Raw genomic sequence first — 26435 nt, 5'->3', positions numbered from 1 at the left:
GTCAGGATTCCTTCCGCCGGTTCAGGGCGAGCTGTACGAGCGCGATCACCATCAGGATCAGCATCAGCACGAACGACGCCGCGCTCGCATAGCCGATCTGGGCCCGCTGGAAGCCCTTGGTGTAGATGTACTGGACGAGCAGGTTGTTCGCCGTCCCCGGGCCACCGCCGTTGATGGCCTGGATCAGGGCGTACTCCTTCATCGAGCCGAGCACGCTCAGCAGCACCACGATGAAGGTCGTCGGCGCGATCGCGGGCAGGGTGATGTGCCGGAACTTGGCCCACCCACCGGCGCCGTCGAGGGACGCTGCCTCGTAGTACGCCGTCGGCACGTTCTTGAGCGCGGCAACGAACAGCAGCATGTTGAACGCCGTACCGCCCCAGGCCGCGGCCACGATGACGACCAGCATCGACAGGTTCGCGTTCGACTGCCAGGGCACCTCGCTCCCGCCGAGCGCGGTGATGACGTAGTTGACGAGCCCGAAGTTCTCGCCGAACATCCAGCGCCAGATGACGCCCGCGATGATCGGCGAGATCAGCCACGGCAGGAAGAAGATGATCCGGGCAACGGACTTGCCCTTGGTGTAGTTCGTGACCAGTAGCACCGCCGTGCTCAGCGAGAGCACGAGCGTCAGCGGGACGACGCCTGCCGTGAACACGAGAGTCCGGACCAGCGCCGCGTAGAACGCGTCGTCCTGCAACAGACGCTGGTAGTTGTCCATCCCGACGTACGGCGCGCTGCCGATGCCGGTGTAGCTCGTGAACGAGTAGAGCAGACCGGTCACCGCCGGCCAGACGAAGAACGTGACGAGCAGCAGCAGGTTGATCGAGATGAGCGCCAGCGGTGCCGCGGTGTAGCGGTTCAGGCGGCGTTCCGGCCAGAGTCGTCGCACCGGCGTCAGCCCAGCGTGGAGTTGAGGCCGTCGACGATGTTGGTAACCGTCTTCTGTACGTCCTGCTCACCGTTGACGAACTTCGCCAGCTCACCCTTCGTCGGGTCCTCACCGGCCTCCTTGCCCGCGAGCAACAGCTTCGTCCCGGCGGCCTGGCCGGACGACGAGATCGGGTCGGCGAGCTCGATCTCCTTGGTGTAGAGCGTGTAGGCGTCCAGCGCAGCCTTGGACTTGAACGGGTACTTCAGCGTCAACCCGGACTCGACCGGCAGGTAGCCGTTGGACTGCGCCAGCTTGGTGTAGTTGTCGCGCTGGAACAGGAAGTCGACCCATTTCTTCGCCGCCGCCGCAGTGTCCTTGTTGTTGAAGGCAACGACCTTGCCACCCAGGTTGATATCGGTCGCGTGCACCGGGCCCGGCGTCGGCGCGCTGGCCCACTCGAAGTTGGTGATGCCCTCGGCGAAGTCCGGGACCTGCCAGACGCCGGAGAAGTACGCGACCACCTGGCCGCTCTTGAACAGTGCGTTCGGGTCGCCGCCCGAGGTCCAGACCGACTTCGGCATCACCTTGTCGTCGTTCATCGCCTTGAACTTGGTCAGTGCGGCGACGGTCGCGGCGTCCGGCGTCTGGTACTTGTTGTCGGCGCCGAGCTGGAAGCCCTTGCCGCCGTTGTTGTAGATGAAGGCCCGGATCCGGGCCGCCGAGTTGTCGTAGACCAGGTCGTACTTCGCACCGGTTGCCGTCCGCACCTTGGTCGCGGCGGCGAGGAACTCGTCCCAGGTCCAGGTCTTGCTGGGATCAGCCGGTACGGCGACTCCGGCCTTGGTGAACAGGCTCTTGTTGATGAACAGACCGGCAGCGGTGAGGTCGGACGGGATCGCGAGCACCTTGCCGTCCTGCTCGGTGAGCAGGTCCTTGCGGATCTTGTTGGTCTCGTTGTTCGCGGTCGCACTCAGGTCCTGGAGCTGGTTGATCCACAGCGAGTCGAGCGAGGGGACGCTGGCGACATCGGGCAGCGAGTTCGCCTGGGCCGACTGCCGCAGCTTGTCCTGGTAGCCGTCGTACGGCTGGTTCACCACCTCGACGGTGATGCCTTCCTTGGCCTGGAACTCCTTGGCCAGGTCGGTGTACCCCTGGATCTGGGCGGCCGTGGACAGCCAGAAGGTGATCTTCTTCGCGTCACCTGAGGCGGCGTCGCCGGAGCCGGAACCGCACGCGGTCAGGACCGCCGCGGTCGCCATGCCTGCTGCCAACCACCGCCACCGCCGAAGGGATCCGCTCATCGTTTTCTCCTTGTGTTCAACGCAGCCTGGGTAGGCGACGCTCGGACGCTAGGAGGCAAGCGCTTACCGCGTCAAGAGCAAATGGTGTATCGATATACATTTAAGTCCTGACATAAGTCCCCTGAGCGTGAGGACACTGCGGTGGACCAAGAATTCGTCCGGTTGCTGACGGTTGCGAACGAGGCACAGATCACGCGGACGCTGCCTGCCGGGAGCGATCCCAGACGGGTCGGCCGCGAGCTCCGGCGGCTGGTGGCCGGGTACGTCGGGGAGTCGTCGTACCGTCATGATCCGGCGATTCTCGAGCGGTTGCGGGAGCTTTCCGGAGAACTCGTGGCGTCGCAGCACCCGGACGGGACCTACGACATCGGCAACCTGCACTCGCCGCCGGACACGGCCTTCCTGGTCCAGGATCTCTGTGTGGTCTGGGAGTTACTGGAGGGCAACGAACCAGCGGCTGGTGTTCGATCGGCCATTTTCGGGATCCTGCAGAAGGCCGGTCCCGCGCTGGCGAGTGGTGGTGTGCACACCCCGAACCATCGATGGGAGGTGTCGGCGGCGCTTGCCCGGATCAACCACATCCTCCCGGACCAGCGGTATGTCGACCGGATCGACGAATGGCTGGCCGAGGGGATCGACGCAGGCCCGGATGGGATCTACAGCGAGCGGAGCTCGATTTACGCCGCCGCTGTCACGAATCCGTCGCTGCTGACAATCGCGTGGCGGCAGGACCGGCCGGAGCTGATCGAGTACGTCCGGCGCAACCTGGAGGCGACGCTGCACCTGCTGGAGCCGAACGGCGAGGTGGACACGATCGCTTCCCGCCGGCAGGACCAGTTCGGTGTCTTTGACGGCTGGCCCTATCTCCTCCAGTTTCGCGAGCTTGCGCTGCTGGATGGTGACGGCCGGTTCGCGGCCGTTGCTCAGAGCATCGAGCGTCGCGGTAGTGGTGAGCTGGGTGCCAATGAATTAGGGGACAGTCTGGCCGAGGTCCTCGAACGTCCTGAGCTGGCCGCGCCGCTGCCGCCGGCGACCGAGCTGCCGGCGGACTTCGTCAAGGAGTTCCCGTCGCAGGCGTCGGTGCGGATCCGGCGGGGGAGCCGGACGGCGACGATCTTCGGCGGGACCGATTTCCACGAGGTGCCGGTGATTGCCTCCGGTCTCTCCGTCAACCCGACGTTCTTCAAGCTGCGCCACGGTGACGCGATCCTCGACTCCGTCCGGCTCGCACCACAGTTCTTCGGCACCGGGCACTTTCACAGCGAGTACCTGCGGCGGTGGTCGCAGTCCGTGGTCGAGCTCGGGGCCGAGCTCGCGGTGCCGTACTACCAGCCCTTGGCGCCGGAACGGCGTACCCCGGACGGCCGGTACGCGCTGACACCTGACGGCCGGTTCTACGCGTCCATGGACTTCGGCCAACGGTCCAGGGACTACCACAAGCTGCGTACGGCGATCACGGTGGCGGAGGTCGAGAACGGGTTCGACCTGACCTTCGAGTTGACCGGGTCCGAGGCGCCGTACGCGATCGAGCTCTGCTTCCGGCCCGGCGGAGTGCTGTCGGGGGTCGAGGAGCTCGATGAATCCGGCAACTACCAACTGGAGTCCGGGACGGGGGTGTACACGGTGGGCGAGGACCGGATCGAGTTCGGTCCGGGGTCGGGCGCGGCCCGCGTCATGATGGATCCGGGTGAGCGCTACCGGATGCTCAACGGCTCGCTGGTACCCGACGGACTGCGCGTCTATCTCACCGGCCGCGCTCCCGGCGTACAGAGACTCGCGATCCGTACGACGTAATGGTCCTTGACCAGGGCGTTGTTACCGCGAACACTGGCCTCTGGCGCACGTAAGCAGCAACCAGGGGGTTCGGATTGACCAGCGGTAAGCCAGCGAGCCTGACCGACGTTGCGGATCTCGCAGGCGTGTCGCACATGACTGTCTCCCGGGTGGTCAACAAGACCGGCCCGGTCAGCGCGGCGACCCGGGCCCGGGTGCTCGCGGCCGTCGAGAAGCTGAGCTACCGGCCCAACTCGGCGGCGCGCGCCCTGGTCACCGGCAAGACCGGCATCCTGGGCGTGGTCACGCTGGACTCGACCCTCTACGGGCCGGCCAGCACGCTGTACGGCATCGAGCACGCAGCCCGCGAAGCCGGGTACTCGGTCACGATCACGAGTGTCGGTACGCCGAACACCTCGGCCATCGCGGAGGCGATCGAAACCCTCCGGCGGCAGGCGGTCGAGGGGATCGTGGTGATCGCCCCGCACGCGGCCGCGAGCAAGTCCCTCGAGGTCGTACCGCGTGACATCCCACTGGTCGCAGTCGGTGGCGGTCAGCAGGCCCCGGTCCCGCTGATCGCCGTCGATCAGGTCGACGGCGCACGGCGCGCCACGGAGCACCTGCTTGCCCTCGGTCACAAGACCGTCTGGCACGTGGCCGGGCCGGTGGACTGGCTCGAGGCCCAGGATCGTGAAGCGGCCTGGCGGCAGACGCTGAAGCGGCACCGCGTGAGGGCGCCGCGTATCGTCCGCGGTGACTGGAGCTCGCGCTCGGGGTACGCCGCGGGCCAGGTGCTGGCGCGCGAGAAGGACCTGACCGCGGTGTTCGTGGCCAACGACCAGATGGCGCTCGGCCTGCTGCGGGCCTTCACCGAAGCGGGGATCGCGGTGCCGAAGGACGTGCACGTGGTCGGCTTCGACGACGTACCGGAGGCGGCGTACTTCAGCCCGCCGCTGACCACGGTCCGCCAGGACTTCATCGAGGTCGGCCGGCGAACGTTCCGGCAGCTGGCCGAGCAGATCGCAGGCCGCGAGCCGGCTGCTCGCGACCTGGTCCCTGCGGAGTTGATCGTGCGGGAGAGCACCGGACCTCGTTAGAGGTCGGTCGGGCCCAGATCCGCAGTTGGTGTGAAGCGGGCCGTGGTGTCAGCGAGCGTGTCCAGCTCCAGTACGACGAGTTCGTTGGCGCCTGCTCGCAGTGCGGGGCCGGGGATGTAGAGCGTGTGCTGGGGACCGCGCCGCCAGTAGCGGCCGAGGCAGAAGCCGTTGATCCAGGCGAACCCCTTGCCCCAGGCATCGGTCCGGAGGAACAGGTCGGCGGCTTGCTCAACGGTGAAGGTCGCCCGGTAGGCAGTGGGACCGACTCCTGCCGTAGAGGTCAGCGTTGCCTTCCACAGCTCCGGTACGGCGTCGAGGTCGATCGCCAGCGTCTGCCAGGCAGACGGCGTACTCGTGCCGACCAGAAGCGGCCCGATGAGCCCCTTGGCTTCGCCGATCCGCGGCCCGTAGTTGACGCGGCCCTGGTCCTCGACGATCAGGTCGAGCCGGCCGCTGCCACGGGGGAGCGTGATCGCGCGGTCGTGGTCCTCACGGCTCAGAACGCCGATCGGATCGCCGTCGAGGAACACGTGGGCCCGATCGCGGACCTCGTCGAGCTGAAGAACCACGGGACCGTCGAGGTCGAGCTGCGTGCGGTAGAGAGCGAACTGGGCGTCAAGGTCGTCCAGACTCGGGAGGTTCTCGTGTGCGCGCCAGGTACCCCAGCTGTCCGGCCGATCCAGCAGCCGGATCGGTTCGCCCAGCGTCACGCTGAACTCCGGCGCCGGCGGCTGCACCTCGAAGTCAGGCAGCGGCGGGACAGGCGCGTGCCGGGCGATGACGTCCCGGAACGCGTGAAACTTCGCCGTCGGTCGACCGGCCTCGTCGAGAGGGGCGTCGTAGTCGTACGACGTGACCGTCGGCCGGTAGACGCCCTTGTCGTTGGCGCCATTGGTCAGGCCGAAGTTCGTCCCGCCGTGGACCATGTAGATGTTCACCGAGGCGCCCGCCGTCAGGAGCGCGTCCAGCTCGGCGGCCGCCTCGGTGGCGGAGGTGGTGTGGTGCGGTCCGCCCCAGTGGTCGAACCAGCCGTCCCAGAACTCCATACACATCAGCGGACCGGTCGGTTGATGGGCCCGCAGTGTCGACAGGCGCTCGACACTGCGTGATCCGAACGAACCGGTCCGCAGTACGCCGTCGATCCCGCCCGCGGTCAGCATTGCGTCCTCGGGCTGGTCGACGGTGACCAGCGGCACCGTGATGCCCTGGGCACGGAACAGTTCGACCAGCCACTTCAGGTACGTCGAATCGTTGCCGAAGGCCCCGTATTCGTTCTCCACCTGGAGTAGCAGGACCGGTCCGCCTTGATCGACTTGCAGAGGGCGCACGATCCGCAGTACCTCGCTCAGGTACTCGCCGACCGCGGCGAGGTACTGCGGTTCGTACCGGCGAACCCCCACTCCTGGCTGCCGGAAAAGCCAGGCGGGGAGGCCACCGTTGTCCCACTCGGCACAGATGTACGGGCCGGGCCGGACGATCGCGTGCAGACCCGCTTCGGCGACCCGGCGCAGGAACAGCTCGAGATCGAGCATCCCGGTGGTGTCGAAGACACCGCGCCGGGGTGAGTGCGCGTTCCACGGGACGTAGGTCTCGATGGTGTTGAGACCCATCAGCCGTGCCTTCTCGATCCGGTCCGCCCACTGGTCCGGATGGATCCGGAAGTAGTGCAGCGCACCGGACAGGATCCGGAACGGCTTCCCGTCGAGCAGGAACTCGGACTCACCGATTGCGAAGTCTGGCATATCTCCCTCTTGTTAGTTGAGTAGCTAGCCGTTGACCTGGAAGCCCTGCTGGTTGCCATAGGCCACCAACGCGTCCTGCCAGGCCTTCAAGCCGGTATCGAGACCAGACTTGGCCTGGTACGACTTGCCGACGGTGTCACCGAAGATGCTGTTCGCGTACAGCTGATACGGCAGGTAGCTCCAGCCCGGCGCAACCGTGCCCGCGGCGCCGGTGAGCACCTCGTTGATCGCCTGACCACCGAAGTACGCGCTCTTCTTGCTGACGAACTCCGGCGCCTTCAGGTCGGCCGTGGTCGCGGGGAAGCCGCCGCTGGCCAGGAAGGTCTTCACACCGTCGCCGTTGTTGAGCCACCGGACGAACGCGGCGGCGAGGGCCGGGTTCTTGCTCTGCTTGAGCACGGCCTGCGTGCTGCCGCCGTTCTCCGCCGTCACCGGCTGACCGTCGTACGTCGGCATCGGGGCGACCCGCCACTTGCCGGCACCGGCCTTGACCGAGGACTCCATCACACCGGGCATCCAGGCACCGGTCGGCAGCGTGGCGATCGTTCCGTCACCGAGTGCCTTGAACCACGCGTCGGACCAGCCGGGGATGGTGGACACGAGCCCGCCTTCGACCAGCTGGTTCCACTCGGCGGTCCACTTCTTGGAGCCCTCATCGGCAAGGTTGATCGTGACGTTCTTGCCGTTGGTGCTGAACGGCTTGCCACCGGCCTGCCAGATCATGCTGGTCGTGAACCCGGCGTCACCGCTGTCGTTGGTGATGAACTTCTTCGGGTCGGCCGCGTGCAGCTTCTTCGCCGCGGCGATGTACTCGTCCCAGGTCTTCGGCACGGTCAGCCCGTACTTGTCGAAGACCTCCTTGTTGTAGAACAAGGCCATCGGGCCCGAGTCCTGCGGGAGGCCGAACAGTCCCTCACCGGCGTGGACCGCGGCCCAGGTCGACGGGGTGTACGCCGACTCGAACTGGTCGAAACCGTACTGACGCAGATCGACCAGCGAACCGGGCAGCGCGAACTGCGGCAGCGCCTGGTACTCGACCTGCGCGACATCGGGCGCGCCCGAACCGGCCTTGATCGTGTTCTGCAGCTTGGTGTAGTGGTCGTTGCCGGTTCCGGCGTTGACGTAGTTCACCTTGACGTTCGGGTAGGCCTTCTCGAACGCCGTGACCTGTGCCTGGGCGGACGGTGTCCAGCTCCAGTAGGTGAGCGTGCCGCCGGCCTTGAGCGCCTCGTCCACCGCAGCGGGGGAGCCCTGCTGCTTGGTGTCACCGCCACTGCCGGAGTCGTTGCCCGAACCGCAGGCCGCCAGGACGAGCGACAGCGCCGCGATCGTCGCACCGGCAACCACCAGCCGGCGTCGTTGGAATGACTTCATCTTCTTCCCTTTCACTGTTACGCCCGCACCCATTGCTGGTTCGGCTGCCCGCTACAGGGCTGGAGCTCGACCGGAGTGCCGTTCGCTGTTCCGGCGGCCTGCAGGCACACCGCCGGGTTGCTGATGCTGGAGATCGACTTGTCGTCGTTGAGTTGCCAGGTCTGGTTGGCAGCGCCGGTGCAGTCGGTGATGATCGCCGCGGTGCCAGTGCCTGGCGTCAGGCACTTGTCGGCGTAGATCGTGAGCTGCTTGCTCGCGGTCCAGTTCCAGCTCTGGTTGCCGCCGCCATTGCAGTCCCACAGGTCGAGCGCCGTACCGTTGGTCGTCGAGAAACCCGGTACGTCGACGCAGCGGTTGCTCTCGACTCCGCGCAGCGGCTCGCCGGGCGGGGCCGGCGGCAATGTGTTGACCGGCTCCTCCTTGAGCAGACCCCAACCCCATTGCAGCTGGGCCAGGCCGCTGGTGCTGTTCACCTTCAGATCGCGTTCGCTGACCTGGGTGGTCATCGAGTACGAGTCGCCGTTGCGCAGACCGGGCCAGTAGACGATGCCCATCTTCTGGGCGCGCGCTGTCTCGGTCAGAGCGCCCAGGTACGCCGTGGAGACGTTGCCCTCGTGGTTGCCGTAGTTCAGGCCGATCGTCATCGGGGAGCCGGCCTCGTCGATGATCGTGCGCCAGCCGTACTCGCCGATCCGCGGCTTCAGGTTCGCCAGCCAGGCGGCCTCGGTGGTGTCGGACGCCCAGAAGCCGTAGAAGTGCAGCGAGAGCAGCGTGCCCTTCAGCTCGGGCGCGGCACCGACACCGATGACGCTGTCGTTGTAGCCGGTACCGGAGATGACCAGGCGGCCGCGGGGGACGTTCGAGTGCCGGTCGGCCCAGGACGAGGCGAGCGACACCCAATCGGGAAGTGAGTAGCCGAACGGTTCGTTCATCGGCTCGAAGTAGACGCGCGGGTTCTTCCGGTAGGCCTTGAAGACCGTGTCCCACATCGCGGTGAAGGCGGCGGTGTCGTCGACCCGGCCGTCCTTGGCGTTGTCGGCCTCCCAGTAGCTCAGGATGACCTTGTAGCCCTGGTCGGTCGCGGCATCGATCGCCGCACGGTAGGACGACCACCAGTTCGTCCCGACGCTGGACGGGTTGATCGGCAGTCGCACGGTATTGGCGCGCAGCTCCTTACGGAACTCGCTGAGGATGCCGGTCGACTTGCGATACGTGGTCCAGTAGTTGTCCGCCGTACTGAGCCCGGAGGGGACGACCTCGTCGTCGGCGTAGTTGTCGCGGGGGTCGGCCCAGTTCACACCGCGGAAGTCGGCGGTGTTCGGCTGCGGTGGCGTCGCGGCCGCGGGAACCGTGAGGGTGGCGGCGACGGTGGCGAGGGCCACGGCGGCTCGCCAGAGTGTGGATTTCATCGGAACTCCTTTACTTGACGCTGCCGGCGGAGAGGCCGGACTGCCAGAAACGCTGGAGCAGCAGGAACGCCACGACGAGTGGCACGATGGTCAGCAGCGAGCCGGTGATCACCAGGTTGTAGATCGGGTTCGCGCCGACGCCGGTCGCCTGGCTGTTCCACTGGGTGAGGCCGACCGTGAGCGGGTAGAGATTCGGTTTGCTGAGCATGATCAGCGGCAGGAAGTAGTTGTTCCAGGTCGCCACCACCGCGAACAGCAGGACCGTCACGACCCCGGGCGCGAGCAGCCGAAGTGCCACCGTCGTGAAGATCCGGACCTCGCCGGCGCCGTCGATGCGAGCCGCTTCCAGCAGCTCGAACGGGATCGCCTCGGAGGCGTAGACCCACATCAGGTACAGGCCGAACGGGCTGATCAGCGACGGGATGATGATCGCCCAGACGGTGTTGGTGAGGCCGAGTTTCGAGAACAGCAGGAACGTCGGTACGGCGAGCGCCGTACCGGGGATCGCGATGGCACCGAGCAGTACGGCGAAGACTGCGCGTCGTCCGGCGAACTTGTACTTCGCCAGTCCGTAGCCGGCCGCGGTCGCGAGCAGGGTGGCGCCGCCGGCCCCGACCACGACGTACAGGAGGGTGTTTCCCAGCCAGCGCAGGAAGATGCCGTCGTTGTAGGTCAGCGTCTCCTTGATGTTGGCGAACAGCGCGAAGCTGTCGCCGAACCACAGACCGGGTGTCGACAGCAGGTCGTCCTGGGTCTTGGTCGCGCTGATCACCAGCCAGACGAGCGGTACCAGGGTGTAGATCAGGTAGAGCACCATCAGTCCGGTCAGCAGCCGTGATGGTTTGGTCCTGGTCACAGTGCCTCCCGGGATCCGCGGAGCTGGACGACGTACGCGATGATCGCCGTCAGGACGCCCATCACGATTGCGACCGTGGCGGAGTAGTTGAACTGCTGGCCGGCGAACGAGAGGTTGTAGGCGTACATGTTGGGCGTGTAGTACGTCGTGATCACGTTCGGCGCGAGGGTGCGCAGGATGTTCGGCTCGTTGAACAGCTGGAAGCTGCCGATGATCGAGAAGATCGTGGCGATCACGATCGCACCGCGCAGCGCGGGCAGCTTGATCGCCCGCACGGTCCGGATCGCGCCCGCGCCGTCGATCGCGGCGGCCTCGTACAACTCACCGGGGACCGTGCGCAGCGCCGAGTAGAAGATCAGCATGTTGTAGCCGACGAACTCCCAGGTGACGATGTTGGCGATCGACGGCAGCATCCAGGAACCGCTCAGCGGCTGGACCACCGTCGTACCGAACAGGTCGTTGAGATCGGCGGCCAGGCCGAAGGTGTCGCCGTACAGGAAGCCCCACATCAGGACCGCGACGACGCCGGGGACGGCGTACGGCAGGAAGAGGACGATCCGGAAGAAGCTCGCGCCGCGCAGCCGGGCGCTGTCGATCGCCAGCGCCGCGAGCAGCGCCAGGATCAGCATCACCGGGACCTGGACGACGAGGAACACGAGCACCCGGCCGGCCGACTCCCAGAACTTCGGGTCCCGCAGTACCTCGGCGTAGTTGTCCAGGCCGACGAAGACCGTACCGCCGAAGAACGCCTGGTCCCGGTACAGGCTCAGATACACCGCGTAGCCGATCGGGGCGAGAAACGTGAGCGCGAAGACGGCCAGGAACGGGCCGACGAAGACCCAGCCTTTCGCCTCCTGGCGGCGTGCCATCCGCAGCCTCCTTGCTGAATTGTTGACGTTAACACCGACGGCGGGGACGCTAGCTTGTTAACGTCAACATGTCTAGGGTGTGTCATCTATGAGACGGACGGGAGGTGCCGGATGCGCAGGCGAGGACCCTCGATAGCCGACGTGGCGCGGCTGGCCGGCGTCTCGGGACAGACCGTGTCCCGGGTCGCCAACGACCGGCCGAACGTCGACACCGCCACCCGCGACCGGGTGCTGGCCGCCATGCGTGAGGTCGGCTACCGGCCGAACAGCGCGGCCCGCGCGCTGCGCAACGGCCAGTTCCGGAACATCGGGGTGATCGTCTTCGAGCTGTCCAGCTTCGGGAACACCCGCACGTTCAACGCGGTCGGCCAGGCCGCGACCGCCGCCGGCTACGCCATCAACCTGATCCCGCTGCTGGACGCGGACCAGGGCAAGGTGACCGGCGCGTTCACCCGGCTCCAGGAGCAGGCGGTCGACGGAATCATCATCCTGATCGAGGCGCACCAGCTCGACGAGGCCGAGATCCATCTGCCGGAGGGGCTCCCGGTTGTGGTCGTCGACTCCAGCGCGCACTACGACTATCCGATCGTCGACACCGACCAGGCCCAGGGCGCCCGGATCGCGACCGAGCACCTGCTGGATCTCGGGCACTCCACGGTTTGGCATCTCGGTGGCCCGCCGACCTCCTTCGCGGCGACCCGTCGTCGCCGGTCCTGGGAGGAGACCCTGGCTGCGCGGGGATGCCGGGTCCCACCGCTCCTCGTCGGCGACTGGTCGGCAGCATCCGGGTACGACGTCGGTCGGCAGTTGGCCGCGGATCCGGCGGTCACGGCGGTCTTCGCCGCGAACGACGAGATGGCGCTCGGCCTGCTGCGCGCACTGCACGAAGAAGGCCGCGACGTTCCCGGTGATGTGAGCGTGGTCGGCTTCGACGATCAGGAATCCGCCGCGCAGTTCTGGCCGCCGCTCACCACCGTCCGCCAGTTCTTCCCGGAGGTCGGCCGGCGAGCTGTCGAGGCCTTGATCGCTGAACTCGGTGCCGAGGAACACCACCATCGGCCGGTCAGTGTGCCCACCGAACTCGTGATCCGGTCCAGCACCGCTCCGCCGCGGGCCGGCTGATGTCGCTTGCAGCTCGCTGGACTGCGCTGAGCCCGGCGATCCGCCAGGCTGCTGTGGATTCGGCGCGCGACCGAGTCGGCGTACCGGATCTGCTTGACCGTTCGTTGTGGGAGTCGCGCCCTGCGTTGGCTGTCTTGGCACAGGCTGCGGAGGATCGTGGTCAGCCGTGGCCGCGGCTGCTGCTCTCGGACTACGCGCGGTACTGGCGGGCCGGCGTACGGACAGCGTATGAGAATCCGGCAGGGGAGTTGCGGCGGCGGACGAGCACGGCGGTGCTTGCGGCAGTCTTGACGGCGGACGAGCGGTACGTCGATGAGGCGGCCGACGGACTGTTGTTGCTGTGTGAGCAGACGACGTGGTGCTGGGCTGCGCATGAGTCGTTCGCGACCGCTCGGGGTGAAGTCGTGGCGGATTCGAGTACGCCGTATCTCGATCTGGGTGCCGCCGAGACGGTTGAGATCCTGGCCTGGGCGGACCTCGTGCTCGGGCCGGCGCTCGATGATCGGGTGCCCGGACTGCGCCGGCGGTTGCGGGAGGAGGCCGATCGGCGGGTACTGCGGCCGTTCCTCGAGGATCGTCGGTGGCACTGGCTCGGGCTTGACGGGCACCTGCACAACTGGAACCCGTGGATCCACGGGCATGTGCTGGTTGCCGCGCTGTTCCTGGAGACCGACCCGGTACGGCGAACGCAGGTGGTGGACCTGGTTGTCGATGGCCTCGACCGCTACCTCCGCTCGCTCCCGGCCGACGGTGGTTGTGACGAGGGCTTCGCGTACTGGTGGAACGGGCCGGCGCGGCTCGCGAGCGCGCTGGAGGTGCTCGACCGGATCACGCTGGGCGCGCTGTCTCCGTGGTCTGTCGAGCCGTTGCCCGAGGTGGCCCGGTATCCGCAGCGGATGGCGCTCGGCGACGGATGGTACGTGAACGTCGGCGACGGATCGGCCCGGCCGAACCCCGACCAACCGTGGGATGTCCTGCATCGCTGGGGGCGCCGGACCGGTGACCGGGAAGTGATGGCCCAGGCGGCGGCACACCGCGATCAGTCGACCGCTGCCGTCGTGGGTCTCGGACGAGCCTTGGTCGCGCTGGTCGATGACGACTGGTTGCAGGCCACTGCCGCACCGTTGCCGTTGCCTCGATCGAGTTGGCTACCTGACGTGCAACTGCTGGTGGCGCGGCAGACCGATGGCTCGACCGAGGGCTGGACGTTGGCCGTGAAGGGTGGCCACAACGACGAGAACCACAACCACAACGACGTGGGCTCGTTCATTGCCGCGCTCGATGCCACGCCGGTGCTGATCGACCTGGGGCAGCCGACGTACACGGCGATCTCGTTCTCGGACCGCCGGTACGAGCAGTGGGTGGTTCGGAGCGAGTGGCACAACGTGCCGGTCGTCGATGGGCGCGAACAAGAGGCTGGTTCGCAATGGCGGGCAGCAGACTTCGCCGTACAGGGTGATGGCGTCGAGATTGATCTGTCGGATGCCTATCCGAGCGGGAACCTTCGCCGGGTGGTGACGCTGGATCGGTGCATCCGTGTTGTCGACACGTGGGCCGCGGGCAGCGAGGTTGTCGAACACTTCGTGATCGCCGGCGAACCGGTTGCGCACGAGCCGGGTCGACTCGTGGTCGAGACGCTCGGTGGCCGCATCGCCGAACTGCACTGGGACCCCGTTCTCGGCGCCGGGCAGCTGTCGCGGCGGGTCGTTGACGACGAGCTGCTGCACGCTGTCTGGGGTTCCGCAGTCCATCGCCTGATCATTGCGGCAGGCAACAATCGCTTCGAACTCAAGGTGACCTGATGACCGATGTTCCCTTCACCGGCCTGACCCGCGACTCGTGGGCTGCGGTCGCCGACCAACTGCTGCTGTCGCTGCGCGGTTGGGCCTCGCCCGAGCACGCCCGGATCGACCTGCCCGGACAGTCGAGCGCGTACGGGCCGGTGAGTGACTCTTTGGAAGCCTTCGCTCGGTCGTTCCTGCTGGCGGCGATCCGGCTGAAGGGGGAGGACGGCAAGGATCCGCATGATCTCGCCGGGTGGTACGCCGAAGGTCTGCGGGCCGGGACCGATCCCGCGTCACCACATGCCTGGCCGCGCCCCGACCAGCTCGGTCAGGCCAAGGTGGAGGCCTGCTCGATCGCGCTCGGCCTGCATCTGAGCCGGCCGTGGTTGTGGGACCGGCTCGACGACCGGGATCGTGTGCAGATCGTTGCCTGGCTGGCGACCGTGGTCGGTGAGCAGTACCCACCGATCAACTGGGTCTGGTTCCAGATCGTCGTGGAGACGTTCCTCAAGTCGGTCGGCGGGCCGTGGTCCCGCGACGACATCGAGAGCGGTCTCGCCGTGCACGAGGCGTTGTATCGGGGCCACGGCTGGTACGCCGATGGTCCGGAGCGCGCGTTCGATCACTACAACGGCTGGGCGCTGCACGTCTATCCGTTGCTCTGGGCATCGATGGATCCCGGGCTGAGTGACGTTGCGCTGCAGGATGCGTGGCGGGACCGGTTGTCCGCCTTCCTCGACTCGACCGTGCACCTGATCGGTGCGAACGGTTCGCCGCTGATCCAGGGCCGGAGTCTGACGTACCGCTTCGCCGCCGCGGCACCGCTGTGGATGGGCGCGATCACCGGCGCCACCTCGGTGACACCCGGTGTCCTGCGCCGGGCAAGTTCAGGAATCCTCAAACACTTCCTCGATCACGAGGTCCCCGATCAGCGCGGTCTGCTCACCCTCGGCTGGTACGGCGAGTGGCCGGCGATCGCCCAGTCGTACTCCGGCCCAGGATCGCCGTACTGGGCGGTGAAAGGCATGCTCGGCCTGATGCTGCCCGCGGACCATCCGGTATGGACTGCGGCCGAGGAGCCCTTACCTGTCGAGCGATCCGACTTCACCCGCGAACTCGCGGAGCCCGGCTGGCTGGTCAGCGGAACCCAGTCCGACGGCATCGTCCGCGTCGTCAACCACGGCACCGACCACTCGGTCCCCGGCGACGAACGCGCCGACTCACCGCTGTACGCCCGCCTCGGCTACTCGACCCACACCATGCCACCCCTGAGTACGCCGTACTGGGCCCAGCCGCTCGAGAACAGCATCACCATCGTCCACCCCGAACTGGGCCACTCTCACCGCAACGGCTTCACCACGGTCGGCCCGGGCAGCTCGGTTGCCTCGATGCACTGGGTCCGCACGACCGACGACACCGGCCCCGAACACGGCTCAGGCCGCGGGGGAGCAGTCGTGCCCGGCCCAGTCGTCGCCATGACCTCGGCCCTCCACGGCAGCCACGAAGTACGAGCCGCCCGCATCGACCCGAACGCCGAGCTAGGCCCCGACTGGCAGATCGAATTCTCCGGCTGGCCCCTCACCGCCGACCACATCACCACCGTCTCACCAGCCGAAGCCCGAGCCAACAACCTCACCTCCACCATCAAACCCCACACCCCCTTCACCTCCACCGCCATCCGCCGTACCGCCGACTCCGAAGCCCTAGGCACCCACACCGCAACCCCCTACCTACAAGCCCCCGCCACCCCCGGAACCCTCTACGTAGCAGTCATCTCCCTCTCCGGCCCCACCCCCGACCCCGAACCCCAGATCCACCTGACCCCCACCCACCTCCACATCACCTGGCCCAACAACACCCAAACCACCCACCCCCTCCCCACACCGGTCAGCGGGGGATGGTGGAGTCCCGGATCACCAGTTCGGGGACGATGAGGACTCGTTGGGGTGGGCGGCGGCGGCCTTCGGTGAGGCGGGCTACGAGTTGTTCGACGGCGGTGCGGCCGACCATGGGTTTGGGTGGGCGGATGGCGGTGAGGGCGGGTTCGACGAGGTGGGCTATTTCGTCGTCGTAGGCAATGATCGCGAGCTGGTTCGGAATGGCGATGCCCTGTTCGGCGCAGTACTGGGCGACTGCCATCGCATCGGGGTCGGAGTGGACGACGAGGGCCGTGGTGCCGGCCGAGCGGCAGCGGCCGAGGACGTGGGCGAGGATGTCGCGGTGGCGGGGCTGGTCCATGTTCACCGACTCGCGGATCACCAGGTCGGGTGAGATGTCCAGGTCCTGGCAGACGAGGGCCCAGCCGGCGGCCAGGTGGGCAGAGGTCGGGCTGCCCTTGGACAGCAGGAGCGCGAGGTTGCGGTGGCCTTGGGCGTGCAGGTGCCGTACGGCGAGTTCGACGCCGAGGGCGTGATCGCTGCGGACCCACTCGACCTGGTGCTGGGTGGGTGTCCAGCGTGGCGGCTGTCGTTCGACCAGGATCACCGGGACCGGGAGCTTGGCGATCCAGTCGATCATCTCGCCGACGTCGGCGCCTTCCAGGTTCGGTGCGAGAAGCAGGCCCTGGACCTGCTGGGCCTCGATCAGCCGGATGATCTGCCGGCGGTCCTCGGCCCAGTCGTAGCTCGACCCGCGGAGCTGGATCGCCACTCCCAGAGCGGCGGCGGCCGAGCGGGCGCCGCCGACGATCGGCGGCCAGTAGTAGTCGAGTGACGGCACCACCATGCCGATGGTGAACCGGGGTGAAGCCGCGGTACGGCGACGTGCCACCGGCGCGAGTTCGGTCGGCAGAGTCGCGCCGCCGTGCACCTTGGTCAGCAGGTTCTGCGCGGCCAGCGCGGAGATGTCGCGCCGGATGGTCAGCTCGCTGACGCCGAGCAGGTCCGCGAGCTCGCGGACCCGGACCGAGCCGTGCCGACGGAGCTCGTCCATCACCCGTTCATGGCGCTGGACCCCGAACAGCCGATCGTCCGACACCCGCCTCACCTCGATGTTCGAGTCTGAATGTTTCCGATCAACTGTGCATTTGCCGTAGCGGAGCTGAACACTCTAGTCATCTCATGTTCACATGACAGCAACGGTAACCGCTTACCGCCGCGAGGCGCTGGTCGTGATGGATCGCGAGGTGTTCGCTGCACACTTCGACCAGTCCCGGCTCGACCGGCTGGCGAGCTTGGTGGCGCTGCCCGATCCGATCTGGACCGACGAGCTCGACTCGCCCCAGGCGCGGGCCCGGCTGGCGACGGCGGAGCTGCTCGTCACCTCCTGGGGTGCGCCGAGGCTGACGGCGGAGCGGCTAGCGGCGGCGCCCCGGCTCAAGGCGGTCTTCCATGCGGCCGGGAGCATCCGGTCGGTGGCTGACAACAGTCTGTGGAGTCGCGATCTCGTCGTGACCAGTGCAGCCGACGCGAACGCCGTGCCGGTCGCCGAGTACACACTGGCGGCCATCATCTTCGCCGGTAAGAAGGCGCCCTTCCTGGCGGCCGATGCCAGTACGGCGTACCAGGGCTGGTCCCGCCCCCAGGGTTTCGGCGACCTCTCGAACTTCCAGCGCACGATCGGGGTCGTCGGCTTCTCACGGATCGGCCGCCGGGTCGTCGACCTGCTCCAGACTCTCGAAGGCACCACAGTCCTGGTCGCCGACCCGCATGCCGACCCGGCCGCCGTGGCCGCTGCAGGTGCGCAGCTGGTGGACCTCGACGAGTTGCTCTCCCGCTCCGACGTGCTCTCGCTGCACGCGCCCGAACTGCCGAGCACCCACCAGATGATCGGCGCCGCCGAGCTCGCGCAGCTGCCGGACCACGCGACGGTGGTGAACACGGCACGGGGGAGTCTGGTCGACTCCGCCGCGCTCGCGGCCGAGTGCCGCACCGGGCGGCTGTTCGCGATCCTCGACGTCACCGATCCCGAACCGCTGCCGGCCGAGTCCCCGCTGCGGGCAGTCCCGAACGTGATGGTCACCCCACACATCGCCGGCTCGCTCGGCACCGAGATCCATCGCCTGACCGATCACATGCTCGCCGAGCTCACCCGTTGGGTGGCCGGCGAACCCGTCCGCGGCCGGATCACGGCCGACGCCTTCCCGCTGACCGCCTAGTCCGCTGACCGCCTAGTCCGCCTGACCCCCTGCTCGCAGTTCCGCTCCACCGAAAGTCAAGGAGATCGTTGTGAGGCGACACCTCGTCACCACCCTGGCCGGCGCGGCAGCGCTGGCGCTGCTCACGGCCTGCGGCGGCAGCTCGCCGGAGCCGGCCGCCGACGGGCCGCAGACCATCAAGGTCGCGCTCTGGAACTACGCCACCACGCCGGAGTTCAAGGCGATCATCGACGGGTTCCAGGCGGCCAACCCGGAGATCAAGGTCGAACCGGTGGACATCCTCGCCGACGACTACGCCGAGAAGGTCACCACGATGCTCGCCGGTGGTGACACCACCGACGTACTGACGATGAAGAACGTCATCGACTACTCGCGGTTCGGCACCCGCGGCCAGCTGCTGCCGCTCACCGACGAGGCGGCCAAGCTCGACCCCGCGAAGTACTCGGGACTGAAGGCCTACGACCTGGAGGGCAAGTACTTCGCGCTGCCCTACCGGCAGGACTTCTGGGTGCTCTACTACAACAAGACGATGCTGAAGCAGGCCGGCGTGGCCGAGTCCAAGCTGCAGAACCTGTCCTGGGCGGACTACGCCACCTTGGCCAAGAGCCTGACCAAGGGTGACGGAGGCTCCAAGCAGTACGGCGCCTATCAGCACACCTGGCGTTCGATCGTCCAGGCGACCTCGGCCGCGCAGACCGGTGGCAACCTGCTCGGCGGTGACTACGGCTTCATGAAGGATCAGTACGCGATGACGCTCGGGCTCCAGCAGAGCGGCACGCTGTTGCCGTGGGCAACTGCGTCCAGCCAGAAGGTCTCCTACAACACGATGTTCTCCACCGGCAAGGCCGCGCTGCTGCCGATGGGGACCTGGTACGCCGCGACCCTGCTGGCCGACACCAAGGCGGGGAAGACGAAGGTCGAGTGGGGAGTGGCGCCGCTGCCCCAGCTCAAGGCCGACGGCAAGGTGACGAGTTTCGGCTCGCCGACCGCGTTCGCGGTGAACAAGAAGTCCAAGCACTCCGAGGCCGCGAAGAAGTTCGTCGAGTGGGCCGCGAGTGAGGCCGGCGCGACCGCGGTGGCCAAGGCGGGTGTGACGCCGTCGCTGCAGAGCCAGCAGATCCTCGACACCTACTTCGCCCTGCCGGGTGTGCCGAACGGCGACGTGGCCAAGAAGGCGTTCAAGCCCGACACCGTCGTCCTGGAGATGCCGGTCAGCGACAAGTCCTCCGACGTCGACCAGATCCTGACCGAGGAGCACGAGCTGATCATGACCGGGCAGAAGTCCCTCGACGACGGCCTGGCCGAGATGTCCAAGCGGGTCAAGAACGAGGTCGGCTGACCCGTGACCACCAGCAGTCGCAGCCGGACCTGGGTCGGCTGGAGTTTCATCCTGCCGAACTTCCTCGGGTTCGCCGCGCTCACCCTGATCCCGGTGGTCGCCTCGCTCGCGTTGTCCTTCCTGGACTGGGATTCGTACAGCACGCCGCGCTGGGTCGGGCTGGACAACTTCGAGCGGATGATCCACAACGAGAACTTCTGGACGGCGCTGCGCAACACGGCGTACTACGCGGTCGGGCACGTGCCGCTGACACTGGCCGCGGCCCTCGGGTTCGCCGTACTGCTGAACCAGAAGCTGAAGGGTGTGCGGTTCTTCCGGACCGCGTTGTTCTTTCCCTACATCACTTCGCTGGTCGCCGTGGCCGTGGTCTGGAACATGTTGCTCAGCCCGGATCTCGGCCCGGTCAACCAGTTCCTACGGGCGATCGGCATCGACAACCCGCCGGGGTGGACCACCTCGACGACCTGGGCGATGCCGGCCGTCATCGTGGCGAGTGTCTGGCGTGATCTCGGCTACTACATGATCCTCTACCTGGCCGGGTTGCAGACGATCCCCGCAGAGCTCTACGAGGCCGCCCAGGTGGACGGGGCGACCGGCTGGCAGCGGTTCCGGCACATCACCCTGCCAGGGCTGCGGCCGACGACGTTCTTCGTGCTGATCATGCTGACGATCTCGAGTTTCAAGGTGTTCGACCTGATCCAGGTGATGACCGAGGGCGGCCCGGGCCGGGCCACGCTGGTGCTGTCCCAGGTGATCTACCGCGAAGGCATCGTGCAGGGCCGGTTCGGCTACTCGTCCGCGGTGTCGATGGTGCTGTTCGTCATCGTGCTGACCATCACCGTCCTCCAGTTCCGCCTCCAGCAAAGGAGAGCCTCATGACCGCGGAGGTACGGCGGGGGCTCGCCTACGTGCTGCTGGTGGCGTTGTCGGTGGCGGTGCTGGTGCCGTTCGCCTGGATGGTGTCGTCGTCGTTGAAGCTGGATGCCGAGGTCTTCTCGGTGCCGGTGCGGTGGATCCCGGCCGAGTTCCACTGGAGCAACTTCGCGACGATCTGGGAGCGGATCCCGCTGCTCACCTACCTGCGGAACTCGGTCTTCCTCAGCCTGACGATCACCGCGTTGCAGGTGCTGACCGGCAGTTTCGCGGCGTACGGGTTCGCCAAGGTGCGGTTCCCCGGCCGGGACCTGCTGTTCCTGGCCTACATCGGGACGATCGCGGTGCCGTGGCAGGCGTACATGGTGCCGCAGTACGTGATCATGGAGAAGGCCGGGCTGGTGAACACGCATCTGTCGCTGATCCTGCTGCAGGCGTTCAGTGCCTTCGGGGTCTTCCTGATGCGCCAGTACTACCTGACGATTCCCGACGAGCTCAGCGAGGCCGCGCGCCTCGACGGACTGAACGAGTACGGCATCTGGGCGCGCATCATCCTGCCACTGTCGAAACCGGCGCTGGCGAGCCTGGCCCTGCTCACCTTCGTCAACACCTGGAACGACTACATGGGCCCGTTCATCTACCTGACCGACAACAAGTTGTGGACGATCCAGCTCGGCCTGCGCTCGTTCGTCGGTCTGTACGACGCCGAGTACGCGATGATCATGACCGGATCGGTGCTGTCGGTCCTGCCGATCCTGGTGATCTTCCTGCTCGGCCAGAAGTACTTCGTCCGGGGTATCGCGACGAGCGGGCTGAAGTGACGTCCCCGTTGTCCCGGGTGAATGTCCGGGCCGATCTCTGGGAAACCCTGTGGTCGTTCGCGCATCGGGTCCTCGCGGTCAACCTGCTCCTTGCGATCGCCGGTGCACCCCTGATGCTGGCGCTCAGCCTGGTGGCGAGCCCTTGGCAGTACCCGATCTTCTTCGGACTGCTCGCGCTACCGCTGGCGCCGGCCGTCGCCGCTGCCTTCGGGTACTACGCCGACGACGACCCTCGTCCGCCGCTGCCTGTGCTCTTCCGCCTGATGTGGTCGCGCGGCCGCCGGTCGCTGCTGATCGCAGTCGTTGCCGGCGGCCTGATCGGCGTACTGGTGGCGGACATCAAGGTGCTCGCCACCTCGTTTCCAGGCGCTGTGCCACCGCTGGTCGTGTTGCTGTTGCTGGTCGCCGTCACTGCGCTCAACGCTCTCGCAGGGGCGACCGTGCGGCTCGCGATCTACAGCGGGGTGCGGGGGTGGGGACTGAGTTTGCTGTCGCTCGGCGTCCTCGCCGTCGCGCTGGTCATCGTCAGTCAGGCTCCGCTGGTTGGTCTCGCCATCGTGCCCGGTTGTGCGTTGTGGGTCGTACACACGAACTCCCAGGCTCAGCTCGCCCGAATCGTGAGGAGATTCCCTTGAAGCTGTTCAGACCACTCGCCGTCCTCGGCGCCGCCCTCACCATGTTCGCCCCAACCGCGGTCGCTGCCCCGGCAGCACCGGCGTACGACTCGTTCCGGCCCGGCGCCGAATGGCGTGACACCAGCGGCGAGGTGATCCAGGCGCACGGCGGGCAGGTCGTGCCGGCGACCGATCACCGCGGCCGGCGGATGTGGTACTGGTACGGCGAGGACCGCAGCAAGGGCTACTTCGACAGCCCGGGGGTGCACGCGTACTCGTCGTACGACCTCTACAACTGGAAGGACGAGGGACTCGCGCTGCGGGCGATGAGCTCACCGGACCAGTTCGAGAACGACAAGTACTTCAGCAAGCTGTACAAGAAGTACAGCCCCGCGCAGAAGGACGTCGTCTGGCGGGATCTGTCCACCAACAGCGTGCGCGCGGACGGATGGGCGCGGCCGTCGATCCTCGAACGGCCGAAGGTGATCTACAACCAGGCCACCCGCAAGTGGATCATGTGGGTGCACTCCGACGGACCCTCGTCACCGACCAGTACGTCGACCTACGCGCGAGCCGAGGCCGGAGTGGCGATCGCGGACTCGCCGACGGGCCCGTTCCGCTGGATCGATTCGTACCGGCTCAATCGGGTGCCGAGCGATTCGGTGCCGTGGTGCGGTACGTCGTCCGCGTTCGACCCGGCCGGTGGGATGGCGCGGGACATGAACCTGTACGTCGATGACGACGGCAAGGCGTACATCATCTACTCGTCCGAGGAGAACCGGACGATGTACATCTCCAAGCTCAACCGCGACTACACCTATCTGTCCGCGCGCCCCGAGAACGCCGTACAAGGGAAGGACTTCGTGCGCACGCTGGCCTGCAACCAGCGCGAGGCGCCGGCGATGTTCAAGTCCGAGGGCCGGTACTACCTGGTGACGTCCGGCGCCACGGGCTGGGATCCGAACCCGGCGCGGTACGCGACCTCCAGCACGATCCTCGGTCAGTACGCCGACCAGGGCAACCCGATCACCGGACCGGGAGCCGCGAACACCTACCGCTCCCAGAGCACCAACGTGATCCCGATCGATGCCAAGCGCAACAAGTTCGTCTACATGGGGGATCGCTGGACCCCGAGCGATCTCGCGAACGCGCCGTACGTCTGGATGCCGATGTCGTTCGGTGAAGGCGGCAGCCTGTCGATCGGTCCGGACACGGAGTGGACCCTCGACGACCTGCAGTCCTACCGGCGCTGGACGGTCGAGACCCCGCTGCCGGAAAGCGTCCAGCTCGGTGACACCAGCAGCCTGCCCAAGACGGTCAGCGTGCGAACGGGATCGCGGTCGACATCGGTCGCCGTGACCTGGGACGCCTCGACCGTGGCGAAGCCGGGGACAGCAAGTCTGCGCGGCACGCTGGCCGACGGCCGTACCTTCACCCGCTCGATCGTCGTCGTACCGAGCGGCCTGCGGTACGCCGTCAATGCCGGTGGAATCGCCACCACGGACTGGCAGGTGCTGACGCGCGCAGGCTCACTGCTGAACTCGACTCCGGAGCAGCCGTTGGGAACGGATCCGGCAACCGGCCAAACCTGGGGCTACACCGGTGACAGCGCACCGGCCGGTCCGGCGAACGGCGATCTCTACAGCACCCTGCGCTACGCCAAGAACCACGAGCCGCTCGTCTACACCTTCGGCGGTCTAGCACCCGGGACCTACACCGTCCACGCGGGCTACTTCGATCCGTGGCCGTGGGCCAACCGTGCCGCCCAGGTGACGGTCAACGGTGCCGTCGTCGACCAGCAGCGACTCTTCACCGGCACCAACGAAGCCGCGGCGTACGGCGGTGTCGTGGTCGGCGCCGACGGCAAGATCACCGTCACCATCGCGCCGACCCGATCACCCGACATCCAGGTCAGCTGGCTGATGATCCAGGCCAACTGACCGGACGCGGCCTCAGCTGCAGATGCTGGTGGGAGTGTTGATCAGCGTGAGGTTGCGGAAGACGGTGTTGGTACCGCAAGGGTTCTCGGTGATCCGGGAATCGCGGACGGTCAGGTTCTGAACAAAGATGTCGCGGTTGTTCGGAAACTCCGTGCGGGCGGCCAGGCGGATCTCGCCGCCGCCCGTAACGGTTCCGCTCACGCCGGCCAGCGTGACGTTGTAGCAGTTCTCGATCAGTACGGCGTTGTTGCCGGTGTTCTCGATGGTGACGCGGTCGATCACGGCACCACCGCTGCGGGAGACGCAGAAGATACCGCGGCCGCCGCGACGCGCGATCACCGTACCGACGCGGATGTTGGTCGGGTAGCTGGAACCGACCTGGCCGTTGTTGTTGGCCATCCGGAAGGCCGCGTAACCGGTGCCGGCGCCGGCGTTGTCGGCGTCGACCGTGCCGACGGTCGCGTTGATCGTCTGGTTGAGCAGCAGTCCGGACTCACCGACATTGCGGGCGGTGACGGTGCCGATCGTGATCCCGTCGACGCCGTACGTCTCGACCGCGTGGCTGCTCGCACCGGAGACGAACACCGTGTCGATGCGCACGTTGCGGGTCCACTGGCTGGTGTCGCCGCGGTTGTCGATCCGGACGCCCAGCCCGCGGGACAGCCGCATGTCGACCGCACCGATGACGACGTTGGTGACGTTGCGCAGGAAGATGCCGTAGACGGGTGTGCCGGTGAGGTTGAGGTGCTGGATCTCGATGTCGCGCGTGCCCCGGCTGTACACGGGGGCCATGTCACCGGATCCGGTGCCGGTGACGTTGATGGTCCCGCAGACATCCAGCACAGTGAAGCTGGGCAGGGACACCCGACTGCCGGCGCTGATGGAACCTGAGCCGCGGACGACGACGCGCTGCTTGCTGGTCCGGCCGGCGGTGAGCGAGTTGACGCCGGCTTGCATGGCGGCCTGCATGCTGGAGCCGGTGTAGACGGTGCTGGTACCGCGGCGGGCTGTCCAGCTACTGCCGCTGCCGGTCACCTCGGCGTGGAAGGTACCGGTGCCGCAGTCGGCGGCCGGGGCGGCTTGGGCGGGTTGCAGTGATCCGGTCAGCAGCACAGCGGCTGTGACGAGAACTGACAATGGGCGAAGTGGATTTCTCATGGCTGACTCCGGGGGCGCGGACGAGGCTGCCACACCGGCTGTGACACCGGATGGCTGGCAACCGCTTTCCATCAGTGAGTACTGGAGTCTGACGTTCGGCGACCGGCCTGGTCAACGGCCTGTCGAGGCTCGATCCTGGCCGGATCCGGACACCTTGTTGCGGCGCGGGCGGAGTGCACTCGCGGGACCAGGGACACCGAGCTTGCCCAGGTACTGCTCAAGGGTGAACGCCGCCATCCCGAGCGCGACCGGATTGCCGGGCACGGCCGATGCCTCGACGACCAGGCCGGGCAGTGACCCGGGCAGGACGTGACCGGGCAACTCGCGATGGACGGCGGGGATCAGCCACTGCCCGATCGCGGCAGTCGTCCAGCCGGTCAAGGTCAGGTAGGAAACGTTCAGCAGATTGACCAGGTCGCCGAGTGCCGCCGCCAGATAGTGCGCGGTGCGGTCGGCCAGCTCGGCCACCGCCTGGTCGCCCGCCGCGAGCCCCTCCGCGACGGCCTCGATGAACCCAGGCTGCAGCAACTGCTGAAGGGCCGGATGATCGGGGTCGATCTCGGCCAGCGTCATCTCCAGCCCGTGGACGCCGAGGTATGCCTCGACACAACCGCGCCGCCCGCACCGGCATTCGCGGCCGTCGAGCTGCAGCAGGGTGTGTCCCCACTCGCCCGCGTTGTTGGTCGCGCCACGGATCAGCGTGCCCTCGATCGCGAGCCCGGCGCCGACCCCGGTCCCGAGGTTGACCACGGCCATCGTGTCGGTGACCCGGCCGACGCCGAACCACATCTCCGCCAGCGTGATCGCCTTGAGTGGATTGTCGACGTACACGGAGATACCCAGCCGGTTCTCCAGCAGTTCCTCGATCCGTACGTCGTGCCATTGCCAGTTCGGCGCGAACACCGAGACACCGGAGTCCGGCTGGACCTGGCCGGGCATGCTGACGCCGACTCCGATCAGCTCGGCCGGATCGGCATCGACGGCCGCCAGCGCGCTCTCCGTCGCGGTCACGATGCCGTCCACGACGTACGCGGGGTCGTTCTTGTGCTCGTCGAGCGTGATCGTGCTGTTCGCGAGGGGGCCGAGGTTGAGGTCGAACACGGTCGCGTCGACATAGGTCTCGGCGACGTCGACCCCGACGATCCGCCCGCGGTCGGGATCGATGCTGAGCCGTTCGTACGGGCGTCCGACAGTACGGCGTTCCACCGTCGCGATCCGCAGTACGCCGGCTGCCAGGAACTCGTTCACGAGTGTCGCCACCGTGGCCGGGCTCAGCCCGGTGTGCCGGGTGAGCTCCTGCCGCGTCGACGGGCCGAGCGTGAACAACGCATGGAGTACCTCGAACCGGCTCTCGTTCCGCAGGTCGTGGGAGGTCTGCCGTGGCACCAGGTCT

General features: G+C 67.2%; 21 protein-coding genes. 11 read left to right on the top strand and 10 right to left on the bottom strand.

Annotation, left to right across the window (positions count from 1 at the left end):
• Nucleotide 1: 1 nt before the first annotated feature.
• The gene (locus ACFCV3_RS12490; RefSeq protein WP_376029403.1) at nucleotides 2-892 is read right to left on the bottom strand and encodes a carbohydrate ABC transporter permease; all 891 of its coding nucleotides are present in this window, start codon (nucleotides 890-892) and stop codon (nucleotides 2-4) included.
• Nucleotides 893-897: 5 nt separating this feature from the next.
• Nucleotides 898-2175: an ABC transporter substrate-binding protein gene (locus tag ACFCV3_RS12485; protein ID WP_376029401.1), complete on the bottom strand. Its 1278-nt coding sequence runs from the start codon at nucleotides 2173-2175 to the stop codon at nucleotides 898-900.
• A 141-nt stretch (nucleotides 2176-2316) separates the two neighbouring features.
• On the opposite strand from ACFCV3_RS12485, the gene ACFCV3_RS12480 reads away from it, so the two are divergent.
• On the top strand, nucleotides 2317-3969 hold the full coding sequence (locus ACFCV3_RS12480; RefSeq protein WP_376029399.1) for a hypothetical protein: 1653 nt from the start codon (nucleotides 2317-2319) through the stop codon (nucleotides 3967-3969).
• Nucleotides 3970-4043: 74 nt separating this feature from the next.
• Nucleotides 4044-5045, top strand: a complete 1002-nt coding sequence (locus ACFCV3_RS12475; RefSeq protein WP_376029397.1) for a LacI family DNA-binding transcriptional regulator — start codon at nucleotides 4044-4046, stop codon at nucleotides 5043-5045.
• Here the strand turns inward: ACFCV3_RS12475 and ACFCV3_RS12470 are convergent.
• From ACFCV3_RS12470 to ACFCV3_RS12450, 5 genes are read right to left on the bottom strand one after another with little or no spacing between them, the layout of a single operon-like run.
• Nucleotides 5042-6787, bottom strand: a complete 1746-nt coding sequence (locus tag ACFCV3_RS12470; RefSeq protein ID WP_376029396.1) for a beta-galactosidase family protein — start codon at nucleotides 6785-6787, stop codon at nucleotides 5042-5044. The genes ACFCV3_RS12475 and ACFCV3_RS12470 overlap by 4 nt on opposite strands.
• A 24-nt stretch (nucleotides 6788-6811) precedes the next feature.
• Complete coding sequence (locus ACFCV3_RS12465) at nucleotides 6812-8161, bottom strand: ABC transporter substrate-binding protein (protein ID WP_376029394.1); 1350 nt, start codon at nucleotides 8159-8161, stop codon at nucleotides 6812-6814.
• Nucleotides 8162-8178: 17 nt separating this feature from the next.
• Entirely contained in the window at nucleotides 8179-9570 is a 1392-nt protein-coding gene (locus ACFCV3_RS12460) for a ricin-type beta-trefoil lectin domain protein (protein ID WP_376029391.1), read from the bottom strand.
• A 10-nt stretch (nucleotides 9571-9580) separates the two neighbouring features.
• Nucleotides 9581-10426 (bottom strand): carbohydrate ABC transporter permease, encoded by an 846-nt coding sequence (locus ACFCV3_RS12455; RefSeq protein WP_376029388.1) that lies wholly within the window; start codon nucleotides 10424-10426, stop codon nucleotides 9581-9583.
• A complete protein-coding gene (locus tag ACFCV3_RS12450; protein ID WP_376029385.1) occupies nucleotides 10423-11295 on the bottom strand; it encodes a carbohydrate ABC transporter permease in 873 nt (290 codons plus the stop codon). Before ACFCV3_RS12450 ends, ACFCV3_RS12455 begins: the two co-directional genes overlap by 4 nt.
• A 111-nt stretch (nucleotides 11296-11406) precedes the next feature.
• On the opposite strand from ACFCV3_RS12450, the gene ACFCV3_RS12445 reads away from it, so the two are divergent.
• From ACFCV3_RS12445 to ACFCV3_RS12435, 3 genes are read left to right on the top strand one after another with little or no spacing between them, the layout of a single operon-like run.
• Nucleotides 11407-12417 carry a LacI family DNA-binding transcriptional regulator gene (locus tag ACFCV3_RS12445; RefSeq protein ID WP_376029382.1) on the top strand — a complete coding sequence of 337 codons (1011 nt, stop codon included), beginning with the start codon at nucleotides 11407-11409 and terminating at the stop codon, nucleotides 12415-12417.
• Nucleotides 12417-14219 carry a heparinase gene (locus ACFCV3_RS12440; protein WP_376029380.1) on the top strand — a complete coding sequence of 601 codons (1803 nt, stop codon included), beginning with the start codon at nucleotides 12417-12419 and terminating at the stop codon, nucleotides 14217-14219. Before ACFCV3_RS12445 ends, ACFCV3_RS12440 begins: the two co-directional genes overlap by 1 nt.
• Nucleotides 14219-16135, top strand: a complete 1917-nt coding sequence (locus ACFCV3_RS12435) for a DUF2264 domain-containing protein (protein WP_376029378.1) — start codon at nucleotides 14219-14221, stop codon at nucleotides 16133-16135. Before ACFCV3_RS12440 ends, ACFCV3_RS12435 begins: the two co-directional genes overlap by 1 nt.
• Here the strand turns inward: ACFCV3_RS12435 and ACFCV3_RS12430 are convergent.
• Entirely contained in the window at nucleotides 16089-17177 is a 1089-nt protein-coding gene (locus ACFCV3_RS12430; protein ID WP_376029376.1) for a substrate-binding domain-containing protein, read from the bottom strand. The genes ACFCV3_RS12435 and ACFCV3_RS12430 overlap by 47 nt on opposite strands.
• Nucleotides 17178-17268: 91 nt before the next feature.
• On the opposite strand from ACFCV3_RS12430, the gene ACFCV3_RS12425 reads away from it, so the two are divergent.
• The 6 genes from ACFCV3_RS12425 to ACFCV3_RS12400 all read left to right on the top strand — a co-directional run bounded on the left by ACFCV3_RS12425 (nucleotide 17269) and on the right by ACFCV3_RS12400 (nucleotide 23884).
• Nucleotides 17269-18297 (top strand): hydroxyacid dehydrogenase, encoded by a 1029-nt coding sequence (locus tag ACFCV3_RS12425; RefSeq protein ID WP_376029373.1) that lies wholly within the window; start codon nucleotides 17269-17271, stop codon nucleotides 18295-18297.
• 70 nt (nucleotides 18298-18367) lie between these two features.
• A complete protein-coding gene (locus ACFCV3_RS12420; RefSeq protein WP_376029370.1) occupies nucleotides 18368-19636 on the top strand; it encodes an ABC transporter substrate-binding protein in 1269 nt (422 codons plus the stop codon).
• Between the two features lie 3 nt (nucleotides 19637-19639).
• Nucleotides 19640-20515, top strand: coding sequence for a carbohydrate ABC transporter permease (locus tag ACFCV3_RS12415; RefSeq protein WP_376029368.1), 876 nt, complete (start codon nucleotides 19640-19642; stop codon nucleotides 20513-20515).
• Nucleotides 20512-21330, top strand: a complete 819-nt coding sequence (locus ACFCV3_RS12410; RefSeq protein WP_376029365.1) for a carbohydrate ABC transporter permease — start codon at nucleotides 20512-20514, stop codon at nucleotides 21328-21330. Before ACFCV3_RS12415 ends, ACFCV3_RS12410 begins: the two co-directional genes overlap by 4 nt.
• The gene (locus tag ACFCV3_RS12405; RefSeq protein WP_376029363.1) at nucleotides 21327-21965 is read left to right on the top strand and encodes a hypothetical protein; all 639 of its coding nucleotides are present in this window, start codon (nucleotides 21327-21329) and stop codon (nucleotides 21963-21965) included. Before ACFCV3_RS12410 ends, ACFCV3_RS12405 begins: the two co-directional genes overlap by 4 nt.
• A complete protein-coding gene (locus ACFCV3_RS12400) occupies nucleotides 21962-23884 on the top strand; it encodes a family 43 glycosylhydrolase (protein WP_376029362.1) in 1923 nt (640 codons plus the stop codon). The genes ACFCV3_RS12405 and ACFCV3_RS12400 overlap by 4 nt, the downstream gene beginning before the upstream one ends.
• 12 nt (nucleotides 23885-23896) lie before the next feature.
• Here ACFCV3_RS12400 and ACFCV3_RS12395 read toward each other — a convergent pair whose 3' ends face one another.
• Nucleotides 23897-25042: a hypothetical protein gene (locus tag ACFCV3_RS12395; protein WP_376029360.1), complete on the bottom strand. Its 1146-nt coding sequence runs from the start codon at nucleotides 25040-25042 to the stop codon at nucleotides 23897-23899.
• 111 nt (nucleotides 25043-25153) lie between these two features.
• Nucleotides 25154-26428, bottom strand: coding sequence for an ROK family protein (locus tag ACFCV3_RS12390; protein WP_376029357.1), 1275 nt, complete (start codon nucleotides 26426-26428; stop codon nucleotides 25154-25156).
• Nucleotides 26429-26435 lie beyond the last annotated feature (7 nt).

Source organism: Kribbella sp. NPDC056345 (assembly GCF_042262745.1).
In the GTDB taxonomy this organism is placed as follows: Bacteria; Actinomycetota; Actinomycetes; order Propionibacteriales; family Kribbellaceae; genus Kribbella.
The sequence above is the reverse complement of the archived record's forward strand: the minus strand, read 5'-3'. Positions and strand labels throughout refer to the sequence as shown.

Excerpts from the sequence above, each read along its gene's own strand:
- ACFCV3_RS12450 (WP_376029385.1), bottom strand. The coding sequence starts at position 11,295 with ATGGCACGCCGCCAGGAGGCGAAAGGCTGGGTCTTCGTCGGCCCGTTC.
- ACFCV3_RS12425 (WP_376029373.1), top strand. The coding sequence starts at position 17,269 with ATGACAGCAACGGTAACCGCTTACCGCCGCGAGGCGCTGGTCGTGATG.
- ACFCV3_RS12435 (WP_376029378.1), top strand. The coding sequence starts at position 14,219 with ATGACCGATGTTCCCTTCACCGGCCTGACCCGCGACTCGTGGGCTGCG.
- ACFCV3_RS12445 (WP_376029382.1), top strand. The coding sequence starts at position 11,407 with ATGCGCAGGCGAGGACCCTCGATAGCCGACGTGGCGCGGCTGGCCGGC.
- ACFCV3_RS12395 (WP_376029360.1), bottom strand. The coding sequence starts at position 25,042 with ATGAGAAATCCACTTCGCCCATTGTCAGTTCTCGTCACAGCCGCTGTG.
- ACFCV3_RS12465 (WP_376029394.1), bottom strand. The coding sequence starts at position 8,161 with ATGAAGTCATTCCAACGACGCCGGCTGGTGGTTGCCGGTGCGACGATC.
- ACFCV3_RS12460 (WP_376029391.1), bottom strand. The coding sequence starts at position 9,570 with ATGAAATCCACACTCTGGCGAGCCGCCGTGGCCCTCGCCACCGTCGCC.
- ACFCV3_RS12440 (WP_376029380.1), top strand. The coding sequence starts at position 12,417 with ATGTCGCTTGCAGCTCGCTGGACTGCGCTGAGCCCGGCGATCCGCCAG.
- ACFCV3_RS12485 (WP_376029401.1), bottom strand. The coding sequence starts at position 2,175 with ATGAGCGGATCCCTTCGGCGGTGGCGGTGGTTGGCAGCAGGCATGGCG.
- ACFCV3_RS12410 (WP_376029365.1), top strand. The coding sequence starts at position 20,512 with ATGACCGCGGAGGTACGGCGGGGGCTCGCCTACGTGCTGCTGGTGGCG.
- ACFCV3_RS12470 (WP_376029396.1), bottom strand. The coding sequence starts at position 6,787 with ATGCCAGACTTCGCAATCGGTGAGTCCGAGTTCCTGCTCGACGGGAAG.